This is a genomic window from Rhizobacter sp. P5_C2 (genome assembly GCF_054049715.1).
Window position 1 is genome coordinate 1 of the sequence record NZ_JBFULV010000106.1, and the last position, 20,828, is coordinate 20,828.

A 20,828-nucleotide genomic window follows, 5' to 3' on the forward strand; every position below is an offset into this window, starting at 1 on the left:
GGTGAGGGAGCAGGAGACGGCGCCGGTGCGGGCGCGGGCGCCGGCGTGCCACCGCCCACCGGCGACGGCGCGGGTGCGTCGTCATTGCCGCCACCGCAGGCGGCGAGCACCAGCAAGGCGCTCAGCGCGATTCGGCGGGAACGGAAGAGGGTGTCGTTCATGGGCGTGGTGGTGTCAGGTCAGAAGCGGGTCGCGAGACCCCACTGCACGATCGTCGCGTCGAAGGTGTCGATGCCGGGCGAGCCCTTGCCGCCGATGCGCCAGTCCGAGCGCTGCTGGTAGCGCTCGAGCTTCAGGTCGGTGGTCCAGTTGCCCAGGTGCAGCTCCAGCTTCAGCCCGAGCGTGATGCCGCCGAAGGCCGACAGCCGCTGGTCGGCCGACGAGAACTGCGGCGTGCCGACCGGTCCCGGGTACACCGCGGTGTCGGCCACCGGGTCGTAGTAGAACGACGCGGCGTTCTGCGTGTAGTAGCGGAACGACGGCGTCACCGAGAACAGGTCCGACACCGGCTGCACCCACGCCGTCTCCAGCGTGTTGGAGCGGATGCCGAAGGTGTCGCTGTAGTAGCGGTAGCTCGCGCGCAGCGTGCCCGACACTGACTCGAAGTGGTGGTTCCAGCGCAGCATGCCGATGCTCGCATCGCGCTCGCGCGGCCGGTGGTCGTACAGCTTGTAGGGGTCGTCGAAGTAGCCGCGGCCCACCGAGTAGGTCAGGCTCAGCTGCGCGATGTCGCGCGGCGACAGCGCCTGCGTCACGCCCAGCGTCAGCTCCGAGGTGTTCTTGCGCTCGTCCACCACGATCTCGTTGACCGGGTCGATGCGGTCGCGCGTGCCGGCGATGCCGATGTTGAACGTGGTGTTGTTGTCGGCGGTCGAGATGCGGCCCTCGAGCGACATCGCGCTCGACTTGTAGTCGTGCTCGCTCGAATGCGCGGTGCCGAGCGCGAGCGCGCCGCGCTCGAAGTAGCGCGTCACCTTCAGGTCGCCGGCCTTGCGCTTGTCTTCCATGCCCGGCGAGCGCGAGGCGCCCGACACGTCGCTGTAGTAGCGCGGCGTCGCGCCCGACACGTCGTCGATCACGCCCGAGCCCTCGACCGACCAGCGGCCCATCGGCACCAGCAGGTACAGCGACGGCGCCTTCACGGTGATGCGGTTCAGCCGGCTGCCTTCGCTGCCGTCGTAGTACGGGTAGCGCACGTTGACGGCCTGGCTGTCCTTGTACTGCAGGTACTTGAACGCGATCAGGCCGTGCTCGGGCGGGTCTTCGGCATGCGCCGCACCCGCGGCCAGCACGCCCGGCAGCGCGATCGCCGCGGCCACGAGGCTGCCGACGCGTTGGCTCTTAGTTGCAGCCACAGCCACCTCCGCCGACGCCGGAGCCGCCCGAGGCCGCTTCCTTGCTGTTCAGGATGTGCACGTCGAAGCGGCCTTCGAGTGCGTCGCCACCGAGCGTCATCTCGGGCTTCGCGAGCAGGCCCTTCTCCCACGGCTGCGGCGGCTGCAGGACGGAACAGCCGCCGAGGCCCACGGCGAGCGCGAGCACGAGTGCGGTGGCGAGAGGCTTCTTCATGGCCATCACTTCAGTGCCGCAACGATGGCGTCTTCAAGCGCCTTGCGTTCGTCATCGCGGAAGCCGGCATGCATCTGGACGACCTTGCCGTCGGCGCCGATCAGCACCGAGGTCGGCATGCCCTTGATGCCGTAGCGCTTCGGCGTGTCGCCCTGCGCGTCGAAGGCCAGCACGAAGGTGGCCGGTACCTCGGCCAGGAACTTGTCGGCATCGGCGCGCTTGGAATCGAGGTTGATGCCGACGATCTGCAGCCCCTTCGCGCCGTACTTCGCCTGCATCTCGTTCATCCACGGGAACGACTGCTTGCACGGGCCGCACCACGAGGCCCAGAAGTCGAGGTACACGACCTTGCCCTTCATGGCACCCAGGTTCACCGCGCCGCGCGAGCCGTTCAGCTGGAACTCGGGCGCCGCCGTGCCGGCGTCGATGGCGGCCGCGGGCAGCGCGGCGAAGAGGCTGGCGCACAGGGCCAGCGTGAGGGCGGAGAAGCGGTTCATCAGAGCGTTTCCTTGGCGAAAGACACAGAAGCGGGATTCAGTGAAGCAGCGCTGCGACGGCGCAGCTGCAGCGCCGCGATGGCCAGCACCAGCAGCGCGAGCCAGCGGGCGTCGAGCGCGCCGGCGCCTTCGTTGGTCGACGGGGTGTCGGCCTGCGCCGACAGCGGCACCTGGGTGGTCTGGCCGGCCGCCGACGTCACCTTCAGCGTGCCCTGCATCGCGCCGCCCGTGCCGGGGGCGAACACCACCGTCACCGTGCACGATTTGCCGGCGGCCAGCGTCCACGGCACGCCCGGGCAGGCGTCAGCCGCCGAGCCGGACGCGACGATGAAGCCTGCCGTCGTCGTGACGGCCGAGATCGTCGCGGTGGTCGCCGAGCTGTTGGCGATGCGCACCGTCAGCGGCTCGCTGCGGTCGCCGGTGCGCACCGAGGTCGAGCGGTAGTCGAGGGCCGTCGGCGTCACGGCGAGCGTGCCGGTGGCCGGTGTGTCGGGCGGCGTCGTGCCGCCGCCACCACCACCGCCGGTGTCCGGCGGCGTGGTGCCCCCACCGCCACCGGTGTCGGGCGGCGTCGTGCCACCGCCCCCACCGCCGGTCGAGCCCGCCACGCCGCTGCCGCTCAGCGCGACCTCCGGCGGGTTGCTGCCGCTCGATGCGACCAGCAGCACCGCGCTGCGCACGCCGGCCACGTCGGGCACGAAGCTCACGATCACTGTGCAGCTCGCCGCCGCGGCCAGCGTCACGCCGCCCACGCAAGTGCCGCCGCCGACCGAGAAGGCCTCGGCCTGCGCGCCCGAGGTGCCGATCGACGACACCGTCACGGGGCCCGGCCCGTTGTTCACCAGCGTCAGCGGGCTGCCCACCGCCGTCTTGCCGACCTCGGTCGATGCGAACTGCAGCGAGTTGGTGTTGCCCGACCAGGCCAGCACCGGCAGCACCGCCGTCGTGCCCTGGCCGGTCAGCACCACGCTGTTCGGCGAGCTGAACGCGTTCGACGTGATCGTCACCGTCTCGGCCGCGTTGTCGGTCGCCGGCGCGTAGGTCACCGTCAGCGTGCAGCCGATGCCCGGCGCAAGGCTGGCCGCGCAGTCGTGCGTTGCCTTGAACTCGGTCGAGCTGCTGACGATGCTGGCGATCTGCAGCGCTGCGCTGCCGGTGTTCGACACCGTCACCGTGCGCGGCACCGAGCTCGTGCCCATCGACACCTGGCCGAAGCCGATCGCCGGTTGCGACAGCGTCAGCTCCGGCGACGCGATCGCGATGCCGACCCCACCGACCGACAGCGAAGCGGTGCCGCCGGGCGCGTTGCTCGCGATCTCGACGCTGGCCGAGCGCGGGCCGAGTGCACTCGGCTTCAGGGCCACCGTCACCGTGCAGGTGGCGGCCGGCACCACCGTCGCGGCGGCACAGGTGCCGCCGAGCACGATGTCGGCCGCGTTGGTGCCGCTCGCGCTGACCTTGCTGATCTTCAGGTCCGCCTGGCCGTTGTTCGTGACCGTCGCGGTGCGCGCGGCACCGGTGGTCGCGAGGCCTTGCGCCCCCAGGTCCAGCACGATCGCGTCCAGCGCCAGCCCGGGCTGGGCGTTCGCATTGCCGGTGCCGGCGAGCGACACCGCGGCGGCCGTGCTGCTCGCGCTGTGGCCGATCATCAGGCTCGCGGCGCGCGCGCCGGTGGCCGTCGGCTTGAAGCTGACGTCGATGAAGCAGTTGCTGCCGGCGGCGACGCTGCCACCCGCCTTGCAGGTCGAGGCCGAGGCGATCGCGAACTCCGAGGCCTGCGCGCCGCTCACCGCCAGCGTGTTGACCGTCAGCGCCGCGGTGCCGCTGTTGCCCAGCGTCACGCGCAGCGGGTCCGAGCTCGTGCCCACCGTCTGCGCGAAGGTCAGCGCGGTCGGCGACAGCGTCACCACCGGCGAGCTGTCGACGCCGGTGCCCGACAGCGATGCGGCGCTGCTGCCGGTGGCGCCGTTGTGGCCCACCGTCAGCGTGGCCGAGCGCGTGCCGGCGAGCGTCGGCTTGAAGCTCACGGTGACCGAGCAGGCGGTGCCGGCCGCGAGCGACGTGCCCACCGCGCAGGTGCCACCGCTCACCGTGAAGTCGCTGCCGGCGGTCAACGCGATGCTCTTCAGCACCAGCGCCGCGCCCGCGCCCACCGAGTTGTTGACCGAGAAGGTCTGCGCGGCGCTGGTGGTGCCCAGCGCCTGGCTGGTGAAGCTGATGCTGGACGGGCTGATCGACGGTGCCGGCTCCGGCGTGGTCGGCAGGTAGCTCGGCGTGCGGCCGAGCTGCTGGCCGATGTAGGCCGCCAGGTCGTTCAGCTGCGCGTCGGTGAGCTTGCCCGACAGGAAGGTCATCTGCGTGTTCTTCGGGATGATGCCCTTGATGTTGGACGCGCTCGTGCCGTTGGCGATGCGGTTCAGCGGGTTCGCCGGGATCGAGCCGTGGCACGCGCCGTTGTTGCAGCTCTGCTTGCCGGCGACCAGCGTGGTCGTGAACAGCATCTGGCCGTTGGTGGCGCTCTGTGCCAGCGCCGAGCCGGCGGATGCCAGGCCCAGCAGCGCGGCCGCCAGCGGCGGCGCGAAGAGGTGGAGGAAGGTGCGCTTCATCGCATCAAGCCTTCATCCACGGCAGGTCCTGCCCGGCCACCGACCAGATCGCGTCGGTGTGGTCGCCGTTGGCCCCGCGCACGTTCGGGTAGCCCCACGCGGTGGTGTTGACGTCGCTGGTGCTGACGCCCATCGCGCGCAGCACCATGCCCATCCACTGCGTGTACAGCAGGCCCGAGTACCAGTGCGGGTCCGACGACCAGTTGAACGAGTTCAGGTCGCGGTAGTCGAGCGACTGGCCGGTCTTGAAGTAGCCGCCGGCATCGCCGAGCGCGATGATCGGAATGCAGCGGTTGTGGTGGTGGCCCGGGTTGCCGCCGGAGCCGAGCTCGAAGCCGCTCGCGATCAGCGCCTTGTCGAACAGCGTCTTGCCGTCGGCCGTCTTCACCTGGTCCATCTTCGTGGCCATGTCGAGCATGCAGCTCTCGAACTGCAGCTGCACCGCGGCGTTGAAGCCGGCGCGCTTGGCGCTGTCGTCCAGCGCGTGAGCGTAGTCGTTGTGCCACGCGTGTTCCGGTTCCGGACCGAAGGTGTACGAGGTGGAACCGTTCACGTAGACGCGGCTGATGCCGGCCGAGAAGGCCGCCACCACGATGTCGTTCCACAGCTGCTCCACCTGCGCCTGGCTCGGCGGCTGGCCATAGAAGCCGGCCGCCGATTCCAGCGACGAGGTGTCGCTGGTCGGGCGCTGGAAGGTGCTGCTGACCGGCGTCTGCGCGAGCTTGCCTTCGACCTGGTTCAGCAGGTCGAGGTAGTCGCCGAGCCGCGACTTGCAGTCGGCCGAGCACGAGGCATCGGCCATCACCAGGTCGGCGTGTTCCTTCACGCGGTCGACCAGCACCGTCTTGTCGGTCGGCGTCGGCGTGCTGCCGCCACCGCCGGCGGCATTCTTGAACAGGCGGTCGAACAGTTTGACGTTGCTCTCGGCGGTCGGCGTCGTCTGCACGGTGGCCGTGCCGGATTTCGACAGCGACACCAGGTTGCGCACGATCGCCGGCTGCAGCACTGCGTTCGGGTAGAAGCTGCTCGCGCTGCCGAGCACCTGGTCGATGGTCGGGCTGGTGGCATCGCCGCCCAGCGTGCCGCCGCGGTTGTGGCCGCCGCTGACCGCGAAGTCGAGCCCGTTGATGATGTTCATGCGCGACAACATCCGCGCCGTCAGCTTCGAGCTCTTGGCCTGCAGGATGTCGCTGATCACCGTCAGGTCGCCCGAGGCCTTGGCGGCAGCCGCGAGCTGCGCCTGGCGGATCGTGATGCCGCCGTAGCTCTGCGTGGCCGCAGGCACCTGGTCGAGCAGCGGCCCGAAGAACTGGCTCTGGAACACGCCGTGCCAGGTGGTGGTGTGCACGAAGAAGCGTTCGGCCGATGCGGCCGCCTCGGTGGCGGCGCGCGCCTCGCGCGGCAGCAGCGAGGGCAGCAAGGGCAGGGCGAGCGCGGTGCCGCCGGCGCCGATCAGGAACTGCCGGCGTGACAAGGGGTTGAATGCGGGTTTCATTTCGCCCTCTGGATCGTGGTGAACTCGGTGCGCAGCGCGATCGAAGCGAACAGGCTGCGCAGGTTGGCGCCGTTGGCGGCCTGCACGCGCAGTGCTTCCATCAAGGCGCCGTCGGCGGCGGTCTCGGAACGGCCGAAGCTGTAGCGGACGTAGTTGCGTGCGAAGCAGCGCTCGAACTGGCCGCTGTCGAGGATGTATTGCTGGGTGGCCGCCGGCGAGCTGACGGCGCGCGACGAGCCATCGGCCAGCCGCACCAGCGCGGCGGTGTCGATCGGCTTCTCGCCGAGCAGCCCGCCCTTGTCATCGAGCACGCGCTCGGTCTGGCGCGCCCGGCCCAGCGAGTCGAAGCCCTCGAAGGCGAAGCCCCACGGGTTCATCTGCGTCTTGTGGCAGCCGATGCACGAGGTGCCCTCCATTTCGGTGACACGCTCGACGCGCTGACGCGTGGTCAGCACGCCCGTGAGGTCCGCCTTCGAGTTCGATTGGTCCATCGCCGGGGTCGGCATCGCTTCGCAGGTCAGCCCGAACAGCACGCGGCTGCCGCGCGAGATCGGCAGCGTCGTGTCGGTCGAACCCTGGGCGATGAAGCCGATGCGGGTGAGCAGGCCCACGCGCGAGGCTTCGGTGAACAGCGGCGGGGCGGTCTTGCCATCCCATACCGCGGTCTTGTAGAGCGAGGCGATGTCGGCCGTCTTCGCGTACGAATGGCGGTCGGTCAGCACCTGCTGCAGCGAGGCATTGCGCGCCGCCAGGTACGAGACCATGTCCAGCACCTCGTTGACCGCCGCATCGCGCGAGGTCGACAGCGGCTTGAAGCTGCCGGCGAAGGCGTCGAACTTCGGATCGCCCACCTTGCCGTCCAGCGCGACGAGTTCCTGCAGCCGGAACCACCCACCGAAGAAATCGCGCATCGCGCGGTCGGAGCGGCTGTCGGCCATCAGGCGCTGGATCTGCTGGGTGTAGACGGCCGGCTTCAGCAGCGAGCCGTCATCGGCCAGCGTGTTCAGCGCGGCGTCGGGCACCGAGTTCCAGAAGTGCAGCGCGAGCCGGGTGGCCTGCTCGTGCGCCGTCAGCGAGGTGCAGGTGGCGTTGGCATCGGTGGGCGTCTGGCCCTTCTCGACGACGAAGTAGAACTTCGGCGACGCGATCATCGTGCCCAGCACCTTGGCCACCGAGGCCTGGCTCGCGGCATTGCCGGCGGCGGTGCGGTAGACGTTGACCTCGGCATCGGTCAGCGGCTGGCGGAACAGCAGCCGGCCGGCCTTGCGGATGAAGCTCGTGACGCAGGCATCGGCGGTGCCGGTGCAGCTGCCGAGCAGCGTGTTCAGGCGCGTCGCATCAGCGGTCATCGACTTCGCCAGCGCCTCGGCGGTGTCATGCAGTGCGGTCACCTGGCGCAGGTTCACGCTCGAGTCCAAGCGTTCGTAACCTTTGTGCCGGGATGTATCGGGATTGACCGCGACGTCCGGTGGGAACTGCGTGGTGTCGCGCACCAGCGGCCCGACGCTCGCGGCGAGCGTGGCATCGCCGGTGAGCGCTGTCGTCACGTCAGTCAGCGCGTTGACGACCTGGTCGCGCGTCAGCCGGCGCGGCGCGCCGGGCGCGCTGCAGCCGGGGCCGGCGACGTCGCCCGGCGTCACCGCGGCGATCGTCACCGCGGCGATCTGCGCATGGGGATCGGTGCCGGCGGGCACGACCACGGGGTTGCCGGTGCTGCCTGTTGGCGGCGTGCCGGCAGCGGGCGTCGATTCACTCGAGTCGCCATTGCAGGCCGCGGCCAGCGCGGCGACACAGAGGGCTAGGAGGTGCGATCGCATGGTGCTCTCGGTTGGATGGCTTGTTGCGGGGCTTCGGGGCGCGATTCTGTTGAAAACGCTGCCAAGAGAATTGACGGAGGCGTGACTGAGATGTGGCTGTACGAGGAGAACAACGGCACGCAACCGGGCGCAACAGCTGTAACGGTGACGAGTTGAAACAGGCGTGCAGCGGCCTGCCGGCAGAATGCGAAGGCATCAAGACACCGGCATGTACCGGGGTCGGCACCAGTCGCAGAGGGAGTTGATGGACAACGAGGTGTTCGTTTTCGGCCGGTGCGAAGTTCGCGTCGCGACGCGCGAAGTGCTGCTCTCCGGGGCACAGCGGCCGATGGAGCCGCGGCCGTTCGAGCTGCTGGTCTACCTGATCCGGCACCGCGGGCGCATCGTCAGCAAGGACGAGCTGCTCGACAAGCTGTGGTCCTTCGATTTCGTCACCGCCAGCGTGATCGCCCGCGCGATCATGAAGATCCGCAAGGTGCTCGACGACGACGGCGACACCGGCGAGCTGATCAAGACGGTGCACCGCACCGGCTACCGTTTCATGGGCGAGGTGCGCGAGAAAGCGGTGCCTGCCGTGCCGGCCGTCGCGATGCCGGCTGCGCCATCGGCCGCTGCGGCCGCTGCGGCCGATGCCTTCCCCTCATCGTCCTCGGAGGCATCGGCGGCGTCGGGCGTGTCGGTGCCGACCACGCTCGCGCTGCTGCCCTTCGAGAACCGCACCGGCAGCGGCGACCTCGACTGGCTCGAGCTCGGGCTGCTGTCGCTGGTGGTGCGCGACCTCGGCGCCCACCCGCGGCTGCAGGTGACCTCGATCCCGTCGCTGCTGAACGCCTTGCAGGCGGTGCCGAAGGAGGCCGCCTTCGCCGATCGTGCGGACGACCTGACGCGGCTGCTCGCGGTGCGCCACGTCGCCCGCGTCGAGGTGCATGGCGGGCCGCTGCGCTTCGAGCTGCGCTGCACGCTGGTCGGCGAAGGCCGCACCGAGAGCACGATGCTCGCCGCCACCGGCCTGCCCAACCTCGGCCGCAACCTGGTGCGCTGGCTGGAGGGGCGCTTCTTTCCCGGCGAGGCCGCCGCCGAGCTGCAGGCGGATGCCGGCGACAGCGTGCTCGGCCGCGCGCTGCAGGCCATCGCCGAGCAGAAGTGGACCCTCGCGCTGGAGCTGCTGGCGACGGTGTTGCGCCTCGAGCCGGCGCACCTCGGTGCGCAGGTGGAGCGGCTGCGCGCGCTGGTCGCGCTCGACGACAACGCGGCTTTCGAACTCGGCGACGCGCTGCTGGCGCGCCTGCGCGAGGAGCCGAACCAGGCGGCCGAGGCCGCGGTGCATTTCGAGCTGGCGCAGGCCCATGTGCGGCGCCGCGTCAACGACAAGGCCAAGCACCACCTCGAGGAGGCGCTGCACAGCGCACCGGGCAAGGCGGCGCGCGAGTCGGTGATCTCGACCACGCTGCTGCGGGCCCACATCGCGATCAACGAGTTCGATTTCACCGTGGCCTCGGCCTTGGCCGACCGGGCCGAGACGCTGTGCAACGGCAATGGCAGCGTGTTCGACCAGCTGCGCATCCTGTCGCTGCGCATGGTGATCGAGGGCGAGACCGGCAGCATGGTGCAGGCGTGGACCCATGCGCGGCGTGCGGCCGCGCTGTACCGCGACCACGGCGTGCTGGTGGGCCAGGCGCGTGCCGAATGCAACGTCGCGAATGCGAGCGCGAGCCTGGGGCATTTCCGCATGGCCGAGGAGCACGGCGAGGCCGGCCTCGCGATCTCGCGCAGCCTGCAGGTGCCGACCGATTCGGCGGTGTCGGCGATGCTGCTGTGCGGCGTGTACCGGCAGCTGCGCAAGCCGGCGAGCCTGGCGCGGGTGCTGTCGATCCTGGAGGCGGTGGACACCGGCGATGCGCCGCGCAACGAAGGTTTCCGGCTGGTGGGCCGGGCGCACTACGCGCTGGCGATCGGCCAGGTCGGCGATGCGGCGTGGAAGCTGTCGCAGGCGGCCGACGAGGCGGCCGCGAAGGGGCAGGAGATGCAGCTGCATTTCGTGCTGCCGCTGCTGACCGGCGCGCTGATCCACGACGGGCAGCTCGACGCGGCCGACGAAGCCTGCCGCCGCATCGCCTCATTGACCAAGCTGGCGCGCGACCGCAACCTGCAGGGCGCGCTGTGGCACAGCCAGGCCCAGCTGGCGCTGGCGCGCGGCGACCGCGAGCGCGCGATCGCGCTGTTGCGCAAGGGGCGCGACGTGACGCCGCTCGGCTGGTGGAATGCGCACGCGCGGCTCGACGGCGCGTGGCTGTGCATCGAGCAGGGCCGCTCGACCGAGGCGGTGGAGCTGCTGCGCGGGCTGGAGACCTGGCTCGACGAGCACCCGGCCGGGCTGGCGCTGTCGGCGCGGCTCGCGCATGCGCAGGGCCGCACCGGCGAAGCGCGCGCGGCGCATGCGCGGCTCGCGGCGAGCATCGATGGGGCCTTGCCCGAGTGGCTGGCCGAGCTGGGCGATTGCTACGAGGGCCAGCGCGTGACCGAGCTGCCGCGCGCGCCGTGCGTGGTGACGTGGATGTGAGGCCGGCGACCTGACAGCGGATCAGGCCGCACGCCAGGCCAGGCGCTTCGTGTCGAAGATGAAGTCGGTCGTGTTGCGGGATTCGACCGTCTCGTCCCCGTGGCCGGTCAGCACGTTGCCGCCGCTGACGCGGATCTCGTGCGGTGACACGCGCGTCGCGCGATGGCGGTTGATCCAGCCGGGGCCGTTGTCGAGACCGAGCAAGGTGACGGGCTCGATGCGCCAGTCGCGCAGCCGCAACTGCCACACCGGCGTGTGCCCGGGGCGCCGCGCGGGCGGGTAGCCGATCGAGCCGATCAGCCAGATCGAATCCTCCATCAGCGTCGCGCTGTGGAAGTCGGTCGGCGGGAAGGCTTCTTCCGGGTAGCCGAAGATCTCGATGCGGCCGTCCGGGTGATGCACGAAGACGTCGTTGTAGATGCAGAAATCGGGGTCGTAGTGGTCTTCGTGCTCGCCGCCGACCTGCACGATGCGGCCGTCGGGCAGCACCGTGAGCGACTGGCCGAAGCGTTCTGCGCACCACACCGGCGGCGCATCGAACGACGACGGGCCGTCGAAGTGCTCCGTGGCCTGGTAGCCGCTGACGCCGGCGCGGATCATCGCGAGCCAGAACGGCTCGTCGATGCGCTCGGCATTCGTGCGGCCGAAGCGCGGGCTGCGGGCGCGCAGGAAATCGCTGCGCGTCACGCCGTTCAGCGGCGCGATGTCCGGATCGGGCGGCAGGCCGATGAACGCACGGCTGCCCTCGCGGGTCATGAGGCGCGGGTCGGCACCGGCATCGAGCAGGCGCTTCAGCGTCGCGGGCCGGCGGGATTCGCTGAGCGCTGTGCTGCCGTTGTATTCGTGGTCGATCGATGCACCCGCTTGCAGCAGCAGGTCGATCGCACCGAGGTGATCGATCCGGGTTGCCTCGATCAATGCGGTCCAGCCGAATTCGTCGGGCTGGTCGATGCCGAAGCCGGTGCGCTCGTGGTCGCCCTGGTCGATCAGCCAGCGCAGCATCGGCAGCTGGCGGCTGTGCACCGCGTAGCTCAACGGCGCGTGGCTGCAGCGGCCGACGGCGTCCACGTCGGCGCCGCGCTCGCGCAGCAGCGCGGCCTTGTCGATGTCGCCGCGCAGCAGCGCGACCAGCCACGCGGTGCGCGACCACGTGTCGATGGCTTCCAGTGCGGCGCCGTCGTCGAGGCAGGCGCGCACCTCGTCCAACGTGCCGATCGCGACGGCGCGGATCAAGGGTGTCCACCCGAGATGAGATTCGTCGGCACCGGCCGTGAGCAGCAATTGCACCGCATCGAAACGGCCGAGCCGTGACAGCACGCGCAGGCCTGATTCGCTGTACTTGCTGATGCCGCTCAATGCGACGCCGTGCGAGATCAGCACCTGCAGCAGATCAAGCAGGCGCGGGTCGGCGAACACGTCGCGGCTGTGCACCGCATTGATCAGCGCGTCGTAGCCGTCGGCATTGCGGTAGTGCAGGTCGGCGCCGAGGGCGACCAGCGCCTTGACTTCATCGGGGTCGCCGGCAGCGAGCGCGCGCAGCAGGGCGTGGTGGAGGTCGAGTCTCATCGGGTGCATTGTGGCGACCGGGCTTCTCCACAACGTGAAGGACGACGCGCGGGCGAGTCGTCGGTACAACGGGCACCCATCAGAAGACCGCCGGGAGGACCTCATGCGTTTACTGGGTTGCTTCGCTGCTTGCATGGTGGCGGTGAGCGCCGTGCTGACAGGGTGTGGTTCAGTGGCTGCCCGCAATTCGCTGCTTGCCGTCGCGGGAACGGCTCAGCTCGGGCAAACGCCGTCCAACACCATCAAGCAGGTGTACTACCTCGGTGTCTTCGACCCGCGCGACCAGCTACCGCCCACCATCTACCGGGTGAGGGTGCAGGGCCAGGCGAGCGCGCTGAACGCCACCAAGTTCGCATCGGGCTGGGTGCGAGCGGAGCTGGTGGACTCGTTGTCCGGCCAGGTGGAGTTTCCCGGCGAAGGCACGAAGACGCGCCCGGATGCGGCCAATGGGTCGGGCGTGGACGTGGTCGACAAGGGCCTGCTGACCGGTCGGCGACTGATCATGTTCGGGCCTGAGGGCTTTCGCGAGGCGCCGAAGAACCACCGGCTGGTGGTCGTGATGGGTTCGAACCCGGATGCGTTCTTCTCCGCGGTCGACCAGGCGCTGGGCGTCGTGGCAAGCGTGACGCAAGGCGCACAGGCCGGGCCGGAGATCGAGAAGGCCTTGTGGGCTGATCTGGTCACCTTGAGGGAACAGGCGCAACGCCTGGACATCCTGCTCGACGGCGCGAAGAACGACTACTTCCCGGGAGGCTGACATGAAGCGCTACCACCGCATCGCGGCTTGCGCCGCAGTGGTCCTGTTCGCCGGCTGTGCGGCGATCGAGATCGACGTCGATGTGTACAAGGGGCCGCTTGCGCATGAGGAGGAGATTCAGCTGCGGCAGTTTGCCGCGACGGCGATTGCGGCCAAACCACTGCTGGTGACACTGCGGGATGAGCTGGAGCTCGCGAAGCGGCGGGAGACGCGGGACGACTCGGCGTTCTACCGGGCGGTGCGGCGAACCGGCGGCTCGCTGGACACCTTCATCAGCGGGGACGTGACCTTCCAGTCGCGGCTGGCGAAGTTCGTGAACGGGGCGACGTTCTACTACGAGGATCTGGGGGATGCCGAGGTGTCGAAGGCACGCCGGCATGTCGAGGAGGCCGCTCGCCTTCAAAAGATCATGATGATGACGGAAGGCGATCTGAAGCTCGCCGAGCAGATCGAGAAGGTGCGCAGTTCGTCCGACAAGGACAGTCTGCAATGGAAGCTGGCGGTTGCCTACCTTCAAATCGCATGCGGGGCTTTCGAACTGAAGGATTGCGCCGGTGTCGGCAAGCTCCCCTACCGTTCCGTGAGAGATCTTTCGCCGGCGTGCGAGGGCAACAGCCAGAAGCTGAACTGCCCCGCTGAAGGCGGTTCAAATGCCGGATACCAGTTTCTCAGCGACCCAAGGAACGCACGGGAGCACGCCAAGGCACTCTTCAAGAAGGACGATCCCGACTTCGTGACCCGCATCACCGAGTTGTCCCAGGCCTTCATCGGCATGCGCGTCTCGATGCACGGCATGCTGGTGCATTCGCTGAATGCATTGGAGCGTGCGCGGGAAGGGTCGCCGGAGCAGATCTACATCGCCAAGCTCGTGGCCGGGGCGACGCAACCGCGCATGCTGGCCTGCTACACGTCGCATCGTGCCAGTGTGGAGGCGCCGCAGGTGGCCTCGTTGCCGTCCGGCTTTGTCGAGTCGATGCGAGGACCGGCGCAACGACCGAGCGGACTGTTTCTGTCGACGGCTTCGGGCACCGCACCTGTCCAATGGGACGCAGCGCGGTACGCCGCCGCCACTGAAGCCATTGAACGAACCGGTCCGCGTTACCCGAAGGAGCTGGCCGGCTTCCTGCGGGCCACCGACGCCACGCTGATGCAACTCGACCGGTCGCGCACCGGCGACAACCAGGTCAGTGCGCTGAGCGGTTGTACCGCCGTCGATCCTGTGGCCGTCAAACCACGTGCCGGGTCTTCGCCCATTGCCACCCGCGTTTCCGAGTTCGATCACGTCGGTCGCCCGCATTCGCTGGATTTCGGCCTGGCGCGCGGACCCACTGACGATGTCCTGCGGCAGACCTGGGTCGAGTACATGGAGCTCACACTCTTCACGCTCACGTCCACGGAAGCCAAGACCGCCAGCGGCTTCGATCGTGCTCGCCTGCAAGACGGCATCGAGACGCTGACGCGAGAGTTCGAGAAGGCACTCGACGAGAAGGACGAGGAACCGAAGCTGCATGCCGAGAAGGTCACGAGGGCCCGGCAGCGCCTCGAAGAAACACTGATCTTCTTCGCCGAGCGCCTGCTGTTCGTGGCCAACAACATCACCTCGGCCACGTTGAAGGCCGATCTGGGCAAGGAAGACGGAACCGGGCAGGACGAGCCGCTCTACAACAAGGGAATCCCCGCCCGCGTCGCGGTGCTCGAGACGCTGGGGAACACGCTGGTGCTGCACGCGAACGACCTGCGCCGACGCCAGCGGCACAACCAGCAGCTGGTCGAAGGGCTCGCATCGGAGCGGGCCGCCGCGTCGCGGGCCTATGCGCCCGGCACCGCCACCAGTTTCGACGCCGTGCTGCTGCAGGCGCGTGCCGAGCTGAAGGAGAGCGCCAAGGTCGCGGAGAAGGCCACGCCCGCGTTGGCGGCCGCCAGTGCGGCCGCTGCCGGGCTGGAGGCTGAGCTGGGCACCGCGCGGGGAACGACGCTGTCGTCCCACCGCCAGCTCGAACAGAGAAGGGCGGATCTCGCGCCGCTGGAGAGCCTCGTGCGGACCACCGTGCCGAGCAGGAACCGGGCGGGCATCTACCGCACTGACAAGCCGCAGGAGGAAGACGGCGATGCCGCCGAGCTGGCCGCCTTCATCAAGCAGGAGCTGGATCCGGCCGCGAACACCACCGTGGTGCAGTACCTCGACAAGGTGTCGACATGGCTCGAAGTACAGACCAGTGGCCCGAGTGCCGACACGCCTCGGCTCAAGCGGATCGGTGCTGCGCGCGGCCTGTTGAGCAAGCAGCGCGAGGCGCTCGAGGCAGCGGTCTCGCGTGCACAGAAGCCCGACGCGATCGTCGTGGGCGTGCGCGAGGTGGTGCTGCGCTGGGCGCGCGATGCCGCGAGCGAGCTGGCCACGCTGGAGGGCAACGCCAAGGATGCCGCAACCAAGGAGGCCGCACTCAAGAAGAAGGTTGAGACGGCCGCGACCACCCAGACCACCGCCAAGGCCAAGGTCGACAAATCCACGGCGACCAAGAGTCAGTTCGACAGGATCATCCCGGTGTTGGAGGAGCAACGCGATGCCGTCGTGCGCGAAGGCGAGAAGGTGGGCGCCGCCGACCCGCGCTCGACCGTGCTGCTGTTGCGCCAGAGCCTCGCCGCGCGTCAGGCGGCGAAGAAGGACACGGGCGACAAGGCAACGGCCGTCGACGACGCGGCCAAGTACCTGGCCGGCTTCAACCCCCCCGACTGGTCGCAGGTGAAGGATGCGAAGAATCGCGTCGAGGTGCTCGATCACGTGATCACCACGTTGCAGCACCAGCGCATCAGTGCGCTGGCGGCCGGCCACCCGGACGAAGCCAGGAATCTGACCATCGCGCTGAACGTGGCGTACCAGACCCGGGCCAACGCGGCGTACCTGCGGCCGTCGAGCGACTACCTGAAGAACGTCTACTCCGCGACGACGCTACAGGACGGCACGCCGTCGGAAGACAGGAACATGTTGCGAGAGTGGACCAGGAACTTCGGCAGGGCGGACGACTTCGACGTGGCCACCGCCCAGGCCAAGGAGAAGGTCGAGCGCCTCTACTGGCAGAACATCAACAGCGTCAAGCTGAACGGTGGCGGCTCGGTCAACTACGTGATGGCCAAGGACGACATTGGCAACTGGTACGTCAAGGCCTACAGCACCGATCCGTCGAGCATCTTCAAGTCGGCGCAGGGCCTGGCGCTCTTCAACACCGGCGGTCGGATGGGTGTCAACCTGCTGAAGCGGACCGAGCTGCAACGCGTGTTCGACGACAAGAGCACCTCGGTGGAAGACAAGGTGCGCATCGGCAAGGAGCTCTCCGGCACCTCGCCCGATGCGAACGCAGCGCTGCTGAAGGTGCGCGACCGCTACCGGGCACGCTATGCCATCGCTGCCGACACGGCGAGCGAGGCGTTGTTGCAGACGACCCAGGCGCTGCCGGAGGAACTGCGCACCGCCGTGAGCAAGGACGGCAACCTGGCCGAAGTGGATGCCGAGGCCTTGCTGAAACGCTTGCAGGCCGTGCAGGCCGCCGAGCTCGATGGCGTGGCGACGGCACTGACCTCGGCGCGTGCGCTGGCGGCCGACGACAAGACGCGTCTCGTCAAGCTGGAGGCGGCGATCGCCAACGGCGCGGTCGCACTGAGACGCTTCCGGCAAGTCGCGTTTTCCGATGTCAGCTCGAACGGAACCGTGTCGACCAATTCGGTCCAACGCGCGGCCGCGGCCTCGCTGGTACAGCGCAAGGTGCTGGAGAAGCTGACGACGACGCTTGCGCCGTACCGATTGGCGTTGGGCGCCTACGAGCAGGCGCTGATCAACGTCGGTGACGTCGCGGCGGCTGGTCCCTAGTCGGCCAGGTCATAGGCGGTGCTGCGCCCGCCGGCGGACGACTTGCGCAGCACGCCGAGGGCCAGCAACTGTGCGATGTCGCGCAGTGCCGTGTCCGGCGAGCACTTGCCGATGGCCGCCCACTTGCTGCTGGTGAGCTTGCCGTCGAATCCGTCGAGCAGGCGGTTGAGCAGCTTCACCTGGCGTTCGTTCATCGGCGTGCCGGCCCAGCGTTGCCAGAACCGCGCCTTGGCCAGCACGCCGTCGAGCGTGGTCTGCGCGCTGGCGACGGCCCGGCCCAGCGTGCCGAGGAACCAGGCCAGCCAGCCGGTGACGTCCAGCGCGCCCTTCTGCGTGCGTTCGAGGATGTCGTAGTAGTCCTTGCGCTCGCGCTGGATCTGCGCCGACAGGCTGTAGAAGCGCTGCCCGGCGCCATCGGCACGCACCAGGAACAGGTCGCCCACGGCGCGCGCGATGCGGCCGTTGCCGTCGTCGAACGGATGCAGCGTCACGAACCACAGATGCGCGAGGCCGGCCTTGATCAGCGCGGGCTCGCCGGTGTCGCGGTTGGCCCACGCGAGGAAGCGCGCCATCTCGGTGGGGAGCGCGTCGGCCGGGGGCGCCTGGAAATGGACCTTGCTGCGGTTCACCGGGCCGGAGACGACCTGCATCGGGCCGCTCGCGTCATCGCGCCACTGGCCGACTGCGATCTTGCTCATGCCGGAGTAGCCGGTCGGGAACAGCGCCGCGTGCCAGCCGAACAGCCGCTCGGCGGTCAAGGGCTCGGCGCTGCGCGAGGTGGCATCGAGCACCATCTCGACGACGCCGTCCACGTGCCGGTCCGCCGGCGCGAGTGCGCCGATGTCCATGCCGAGCCGGCGCGCGATGGAAGCGCGGACCAAGGTGGCGTCCAACAACTCGCCTTCGATCTCGCTGGTCTTGAGCACCTCGTCGGTCAGGGCGGCCAGGGTGGCCTGGTCGCGCAGCGCGGGTTCGGCGTCGGCCAGGCGGCCGAGCAGGCCTTGGTCGCGGCTCACCTCGGCCAGTGACTGGGCGAGCGCGGGCAGGTCAACGCGCCACTGCGACCAGTCACCGTCCTGCCAGATGTAGAGGTTTTCTCCGCTGTTCATGCGGAGATCAGGCCTTCGATTCGCTGCATTGGCAAGAGGGCGGAGGGGCATGGGAGTCGAACCCACCCGGCGGCGCATGGCACCACCCACCGGGTTTGAAGCCCGGCCGTCCCACCAGGGACGTTCCCCCTCCTCGGGTTGCTCACCGCATCGCAGGTGACCTGAACAGCTCAGTGTCGCTGCGCAATCGGTGTTCGTCGCCGACACGGCGCAGCAGCCCGATGCGGTCGAAGTACTCGAGGATCTGGATCGCGCGCTTGCGGCCGAGGGCGGTCGCGTCACGGAAACGGGCGGCGGTCACGGCGCCGTCGGGAGCGTTGGCGGCGACGCTGCGCACGTGGGCTGCCAGCTGCGCCATCGCGGCGGGCGCGCAGTACAGGTCCTTCGCGACCTGGTGCAGCTCGCCGCGTTGCGCCAGCCGCGCGAGCGTCGTGCGCATCAGCACCTCGCCCTCACGCGTGTCGCGGGCCAGGTCGCGCACCCAGCTGCCGTCGAAGCCGGTCGCCGCGAGCAGCGGGGCCACCTTCTGCGCGATGCGCTCGTCGGCGGCCGACAGGCGCAGCGCATGCTCGGGCAGGTGCACGAACGCGCCGCGCACCGTGACCGCGCCGTCGGCCTGCAGCTCGGCGAGCACGGCGCTCCACAGCGGCGGCGGCAGGCGCGGGGCCGCGAGGCGGCGCAGGCGGGCCGCGTCGGGGCCGGGCACCTCCGGGTCGCGGGCATGGAAGCTGCGCAGTGTGTCGACCACCGCGGCATGCACCGCCGCGCGCTGCGTGCGGCCGAGCGCCCCGTCCGGCGCATCGACCTCGGCCTGCGGCGCCAGGCCTTCGGCGCTGGCCCAGCGGCGGCGCGACAGGCCGTGTGGCGCAGCGTCGAGAAGCGCGTCGAAGCGTTGCGCCGCGGTCGGCAGCGACCACGCCGCCAGCTCGGCCAGGCGCTGCGGCGTGCGCCGGTACCGCACCGGCGCGAACGGGTCGAGCACGGTGCCGCCGGCGATCGTGCGGGTCGCCGAGTTGTCGCGCAGCACGATGCGGTCGCCCCGCCAAGCGCCGATGGGCGCATGCAGCACGATCTGCACGAAGGCGCGGCCCCCGGGGGCGAGGGTGTCGGCCACGGCGTCGACACCCGCGAGCACGGCCACCGTGCCCATCGTGTCGCTCGCGCCGAGGTGCACATGCACCGGCGTGCCCGAGCGCAGCGGGCGCGGCTCGCCGTGCCACAGCGTCAGCAGCGCATCGAGCCGGTCGGTGGCAACGCCGGCCCCCGCCGACACCAGCCATTGCCCCCGCGCCACCTCGTGCTTGTCGACACCGGCCAGCGCCACCGCGCAGCGCTGGCCGGCATGCGCCTGCGTGGCCGCCTGGTTCTGCGTGTGCAGGCTGCGCACGCGGGCGTGGCGGCCGGTGGGCGACGGGCACAGCGCCAGCTCGTCGCCGACCTGCACTCGCCCCGCATGCACCGTGCCGGTCACCACGGTGCCGACGCCGTCGAGCGTGAACGCCCGATCGATCGCGAGTCGGAAGGCGTCGCTCGCACCGTCGCGTGCCGGCGTGGCACGCGCCGCGGCGAACAGCAGCTCGCGCAAGGCCGGCAGGCCCTCGCCGGTGGGGGCCGCGACGGCGAGCACCGGTGCAGCGGCGAGCGGCGTGCCGGCCAGCAACGCGGCCACCTCGTCGCGCACTTGCGCTATGCGCACGGCATCGACGCGGTCGCATTTCGTGATGACGGCGGCAGCGCGCGACAGCCCCAGCAGCGACAGCACCGCCAGGTGCTCGCGCGTCTGCGGCATCACGCCGTCGTCGGCGGCGACCAGCAGCAGCGCGAAGTCGATGCCGGTCGCGCCGGCGAGCATCGTGTGCACCAGGCGCTCGTGGCCGGGCACGTCGATGAAGCCGATGCGCGGCACGGCGTCGTCGCCCGGCACGTCGAGGAACGCGTAGCCGAGCTCGATCGAGATGCCGCGCGCCTTCTCCTGCGGCAGGCGGTCGGTGTCGACGCCGGTGAGCGCGCGCACCAGCGTGGTCTTGCCGTGGTCGATGTGGCCTGCGGTGCCGACGATCATGGTCAGGCGTCCGGGGGCTACATGAAGTTGCGCGTGTGCAGGTCGGCCAGCCGCTCGGCCTCGGCGCGCTCGAAGCCGAGCCGGCTCAGCCGCGCGCGCCGCCCGGCCGCCATCTCGCGCTTCAGCAGCTGCACGGCCGCATGCCCGCGCGCCACCGCGTCCGGCGTCAACGCGCCCGCGGCCAGCAGCACCAGCGCATCGAACACCTCCTCGTTCAGCCCCGCGGTGTTCGCCAGCGCATCGAAGCGCTGCTCGATCGCATTGCGCAGCCGCACCTGGTAGTCGGGCTCGACCGCGAGCCGGTACTCCAGGTGTGCCATCCCGAAGGCCACGTGCCGGCCCTCGTCGCGCGCCGCCAGCCGCGCGACCTGCCGCGTGACCGGGTCGGGCCCGTGCTCGTGCAGGAAGTTCAGCAGGTTCACGAAGCTGCCCTCGCCGAGCACCGAGAGCAGGAAGGTCGCCGTCGAGAAATCCGGCGCGTCGAACAGCGTGCGCAGCGAGGCCTGCCCGCCGGCGGTGGACAAGGCCGGCGGCAGACCGCGCAGCCCGGCGCGCCGCGTGAACACCTCGACATGCCGCGCCTCGTCGGCGCACTGCAGCGCCAGCAGCTGCAGCACCTCGCGGTAGTGCGGATGGATCTGCCCGAGGTGCCGCGCCGGCACCAGCAGCGCCGCGTTCTCGTTCTCGACCAGGTAGGTCATCACCTGCACGACGGCGGCCTCGATCTCCGGCGCGAGCTCGAACGGCGCGTCCCAGTCGATCGCGGTGGCCGGGTCCCATTGCGCGGCTGCCGCCTGCGCGTAGAGCTCGCCGGCGGTGGCGGCCCACAGCTCGTGGCGCTGCCGCAGCCCGAACGCGAAGGCCGGGCTGCCGGCCTCCACCGTCGCGCCGCGCGCGGCCAGGCCCCAGTCGGCGCGCGCTTCAGCGG

At 70.0% G+C, this 20,828-nt stretch carries 13 protein-coding genes and 1 tRNA gene; 3 read left to right on the top strand and 11 right to left on the bottom strand.

Annotated elements, in window-relative coordinates:
* Positions 1 to 179 precede the first annotated feature (179 nt).
* From ACXJLU_RS27290 to ACXJLU_RS27315, 6 genes are read right to left on the bottom strand one after another with little or no spacing between them, the layout of a single operon-like run.
* Entirely contained in the window at positions 180 to 1,355 is a 1,176-nt protein-coding gene (locus ACXJLU_RS27290; RefSeq protein WP_457336416.1) for a DUF3570 domain-containing protein, read from the bottom strand.
* A complete protein-coding gene (locus tag ACXJLU_RS27295; protein WP_457336418.1) occupies positions 1,342 to 1,569 on the bottom strand; it encodes a DUF4266 domain-containing protein in 228 nt (75 codons plus the stop codon). The genes ACXJLU_RS27290 and ACXJLU_RS27295 overlap by 14 nt, the downstream gene beginning before the upstream one ends.
* 5 nt (positions 1,570 to 1,574) lie before the next feature.
* Positions 1,575 to 2,066 (bottom strand): TlpA family protein disulfide reductase, encoded by a 492-nt coding sequence (locus ACXJLU_RS27300; RefSeq protein WP_073467961.1) that lies wholly within the window; start codon positions 2,064 to 2,066, stop codon positions 1,575 to 1,577.
* Positions 2,066 to 4,672, bottom strand: coding sequence for a choice-of-anchor D domain-containing protein (locus tag ACXJLU_RS27305; RefSeq protein ID WP_457336420.1), 2,607 nt, complete (start codon positions 4,670 to 4,672; stop codon positions 2,066 to 2,068). Before ACXJLU_RS27305 ends, ACXJLU_RS27300 begins: the two co-directional genes overlap by 1 nt.
* 4 nt (positions 4,673 to 4,676) lie before the next feature.
* Complete coding sequence (locus ACXJLU_RS27310; RefSeq protein ID WP_073467963.1) at positions 4,677 to 6,167, bottom strand: DUF1552 domain-containing protein; 1,491 nt, start codon at positions 6,165 to 6,167, stop codon at positions 4,677 to 4,679.
* Positions 6,164 to 7,984, bottom strand: coding sequence for a DUF1592 domain-containing protein (locus ACXJLU_RS27315; RefSeq protein ID WP_457336422.1), 1,821 nt, complete (start codon positions 7,982 to 7,984; stop codon positions 6,164 to 6,166). Before ACXJLU_RS27315 ends, ACXJLU_RS27310 begins: the two co-directional genes overlap by 4 nt.
* 244 nt (positions 7,985 to 8,228) lie before the next feature.
* On the opposite strand from ACXJLU_RS27315, the gene ACXJLU_RS27320 reads away from it, so the two are divergent.
* Positions 8,229 to 10,544 (top strand): winged helix-turn-helix domain-containing protein, encoded by a 2,316-nt coding sequence (locus ACXJLU_RS27320; protein ID WP_457336424.1) that lies wholly within the window; start codon positions 8,229 to 8,231, stop codon positions 10,542 to 10,544.
* Between the two features lie 21 nt (positions 10,545 to 10,565).
* Here ACXJLU_RS27320 and ACXJLU_RS27325 read toward each other — a convergent pair whose 3' ends face one another.
* Positions 10,566 to 12,110 carry an ankyrin repeat domain-containing protein gene (locus ACXJLU_RS27325; RefSeq protein ID WP_457336426.1) on the bottom strand — a complete coding sequence of 515 codons (1,545 nt, stop codon included), beginning with the start codon at positions 12,108 to 12,110 and terminating at the stop codon, positions 10,566 to 10,568.
* Positions 12,111 to 12,252: 142 nt separating this feature from the next.
* On the opposite strand from ACXJLU_RS27325, the gene ACXJLU_RS27330 reads away from it, so the two are divergent.
* Both ACXJLU_RS27330 and ACXJLU_RS27335 read left to right on the top strand, forming a co-directional pair.
* A complete protein-coding gene (locus tag ACXJLU_RS27330) occupies positions 12,253 to 12,867 on the top strand; it encodes a hypothetical protein (RefSeq protein ID WP_457336429.1) in 615 nt (204 codons plus the stop codon).
* A gap of 1 nt (position 12,868) precedes the next feature.
* A complete protein-coding gene (locus ACXJLU_RS27335) occupies positions 12,869 to 16,729 on the top strand; it encodes a hypothetical protein (protein ID WP_457336431.1) in 3,861 nt (1,286 codons plus the stop codon).
* Here the strand turns inward: ACXJLU_RS27335 and ACXJLU_RS27340 are convergent.
* From ACXJLU_RS27340 to ACXJLU_RS27355, 4 genes are all read right to left on the bottom strand, one after another.
* Positions 16,726 to 17,838 carry a Fic family protein gene (locus tag ACXJLU_RS27340; protein ID WP_457336433.1) on the bottom strand — a complete coding sequence of 371 codons (1,113 nt, stop codon included), beginning with the start codon at positions 17,836 to 17,838 and terminating at the stop codon, positions 16,726 to 16,728. The two genes, ACXJLU_RS27335 and ACXJLU_RS27340, sit on opposite strands and share 4 nt — an antisense overlap.
* A 40-nt stretch (positions 17,839 to 17,878) precedes the next feature.
* Positions 17,879 to 17,971: transfer RNA gene (locus ACXJLU_RS27345), tRNA-Sec, on the bottom strand.
* 9 nt (positions 17,972 to 17,980) lie between these two features.
* Complete coding sequence (gene selB, locus ACXJLU_RS27350; protein ID WP_457336435.1) at positions 17,981 to 19,900, bottom strand: selenocysteine-specific translation elongation factor; 1,920 nt, start codon at positions 19,898 to 19,900, stop codon at positions 17,981 to 17,983.
* A gap of 17 nt (positions 19,901 to 19,917) precedes the next feature.
* The coding region (locus ACXJLU_RS27355) for a ferritin-like domain-containing protein (RefSeq protein WP_457336437.1) at positions 19,918 to 20,828 on the bottom strand (911 nt) is incomplete at its 5' end.

Excerpts from the sequence above, each read along its gene's own strand:
- selB (WP_457336435.1), bottom strand. The coding sequence starts at position 19,900 with ATGATCGTCGGCACCGCAGGCCACATCGACCACGGCAAGACCACGCTG.
- ACXJLU_RS27300 (WP_073467961.1), bottom strand. The coding sequence starts at position 2,066 with ATGAACCGCTTCTCCGCCCTCACGCTGGCCCTGTGCGCCAGCCTCTTC.
- ACXJLU_RS27305 (WP_457336420.1), bottom strand. The coding sequence starts at position 4,672 with ATGAAGCGCACCTTCCTCCACCTCTTCGCGCCGCCGCTGGCGGCCGCG.
- ACXJLU_RS27325 (WP_457336426.1), bottom strand. The coding sequence starts at position 12,110 with ATGAGACTCGACCTCCACCACGCCCTGCTGCGCGCGCTCGCTGCCGGC.
- ACXJLU_RS27320 (WP_457336424.1), top strand. The coding sequence starts at position 8,229 with ATGGACAACGAGGTGTTCGTTTTCGGCCGGTGCGAAGTTCGCGTCGCG.
- ACXJLU_RS27295 (WP_457336418.1), bottom strand. The coding sequence starts at position 1,569 with ATGAAGAAGCCTCTCGCCACCGCACTCGTGCTCGCGCTCGCCGTGGGC.
- ACXJLU_RS27315 (WP_457336422.1), bottom strand. The coding sequence starts at position 7,984 with ATGCGATCGCACCTCCTAGCCCTCTGTGTCGCCGCGCTGGCCGCGGCC.
- ACXJLU_RS27335 (WP_457336431.1), top strand. The coding sequence starts at position 12,869 with ATGAAGCGCTACCACCGCATCGCGGCTTGCGCCGCAGTGGTCCTGTTC.
- ACXJLU_RS27310 (WP_073467963.1), bottom strand. The coding sequence starts at position 6,167 with ATGAAACCCGCATTCAACCCCTTGTCACGCCGGCAGTTCCTGATCGGC.
- ACXJLU_RS27340 (WP_457336433.1), bottom strand. The coding sequence starts at position 17,838 with ATGAACAGCGGAGAAAACCTCTACATCTGGCAGGACGGTGACTGGTCG.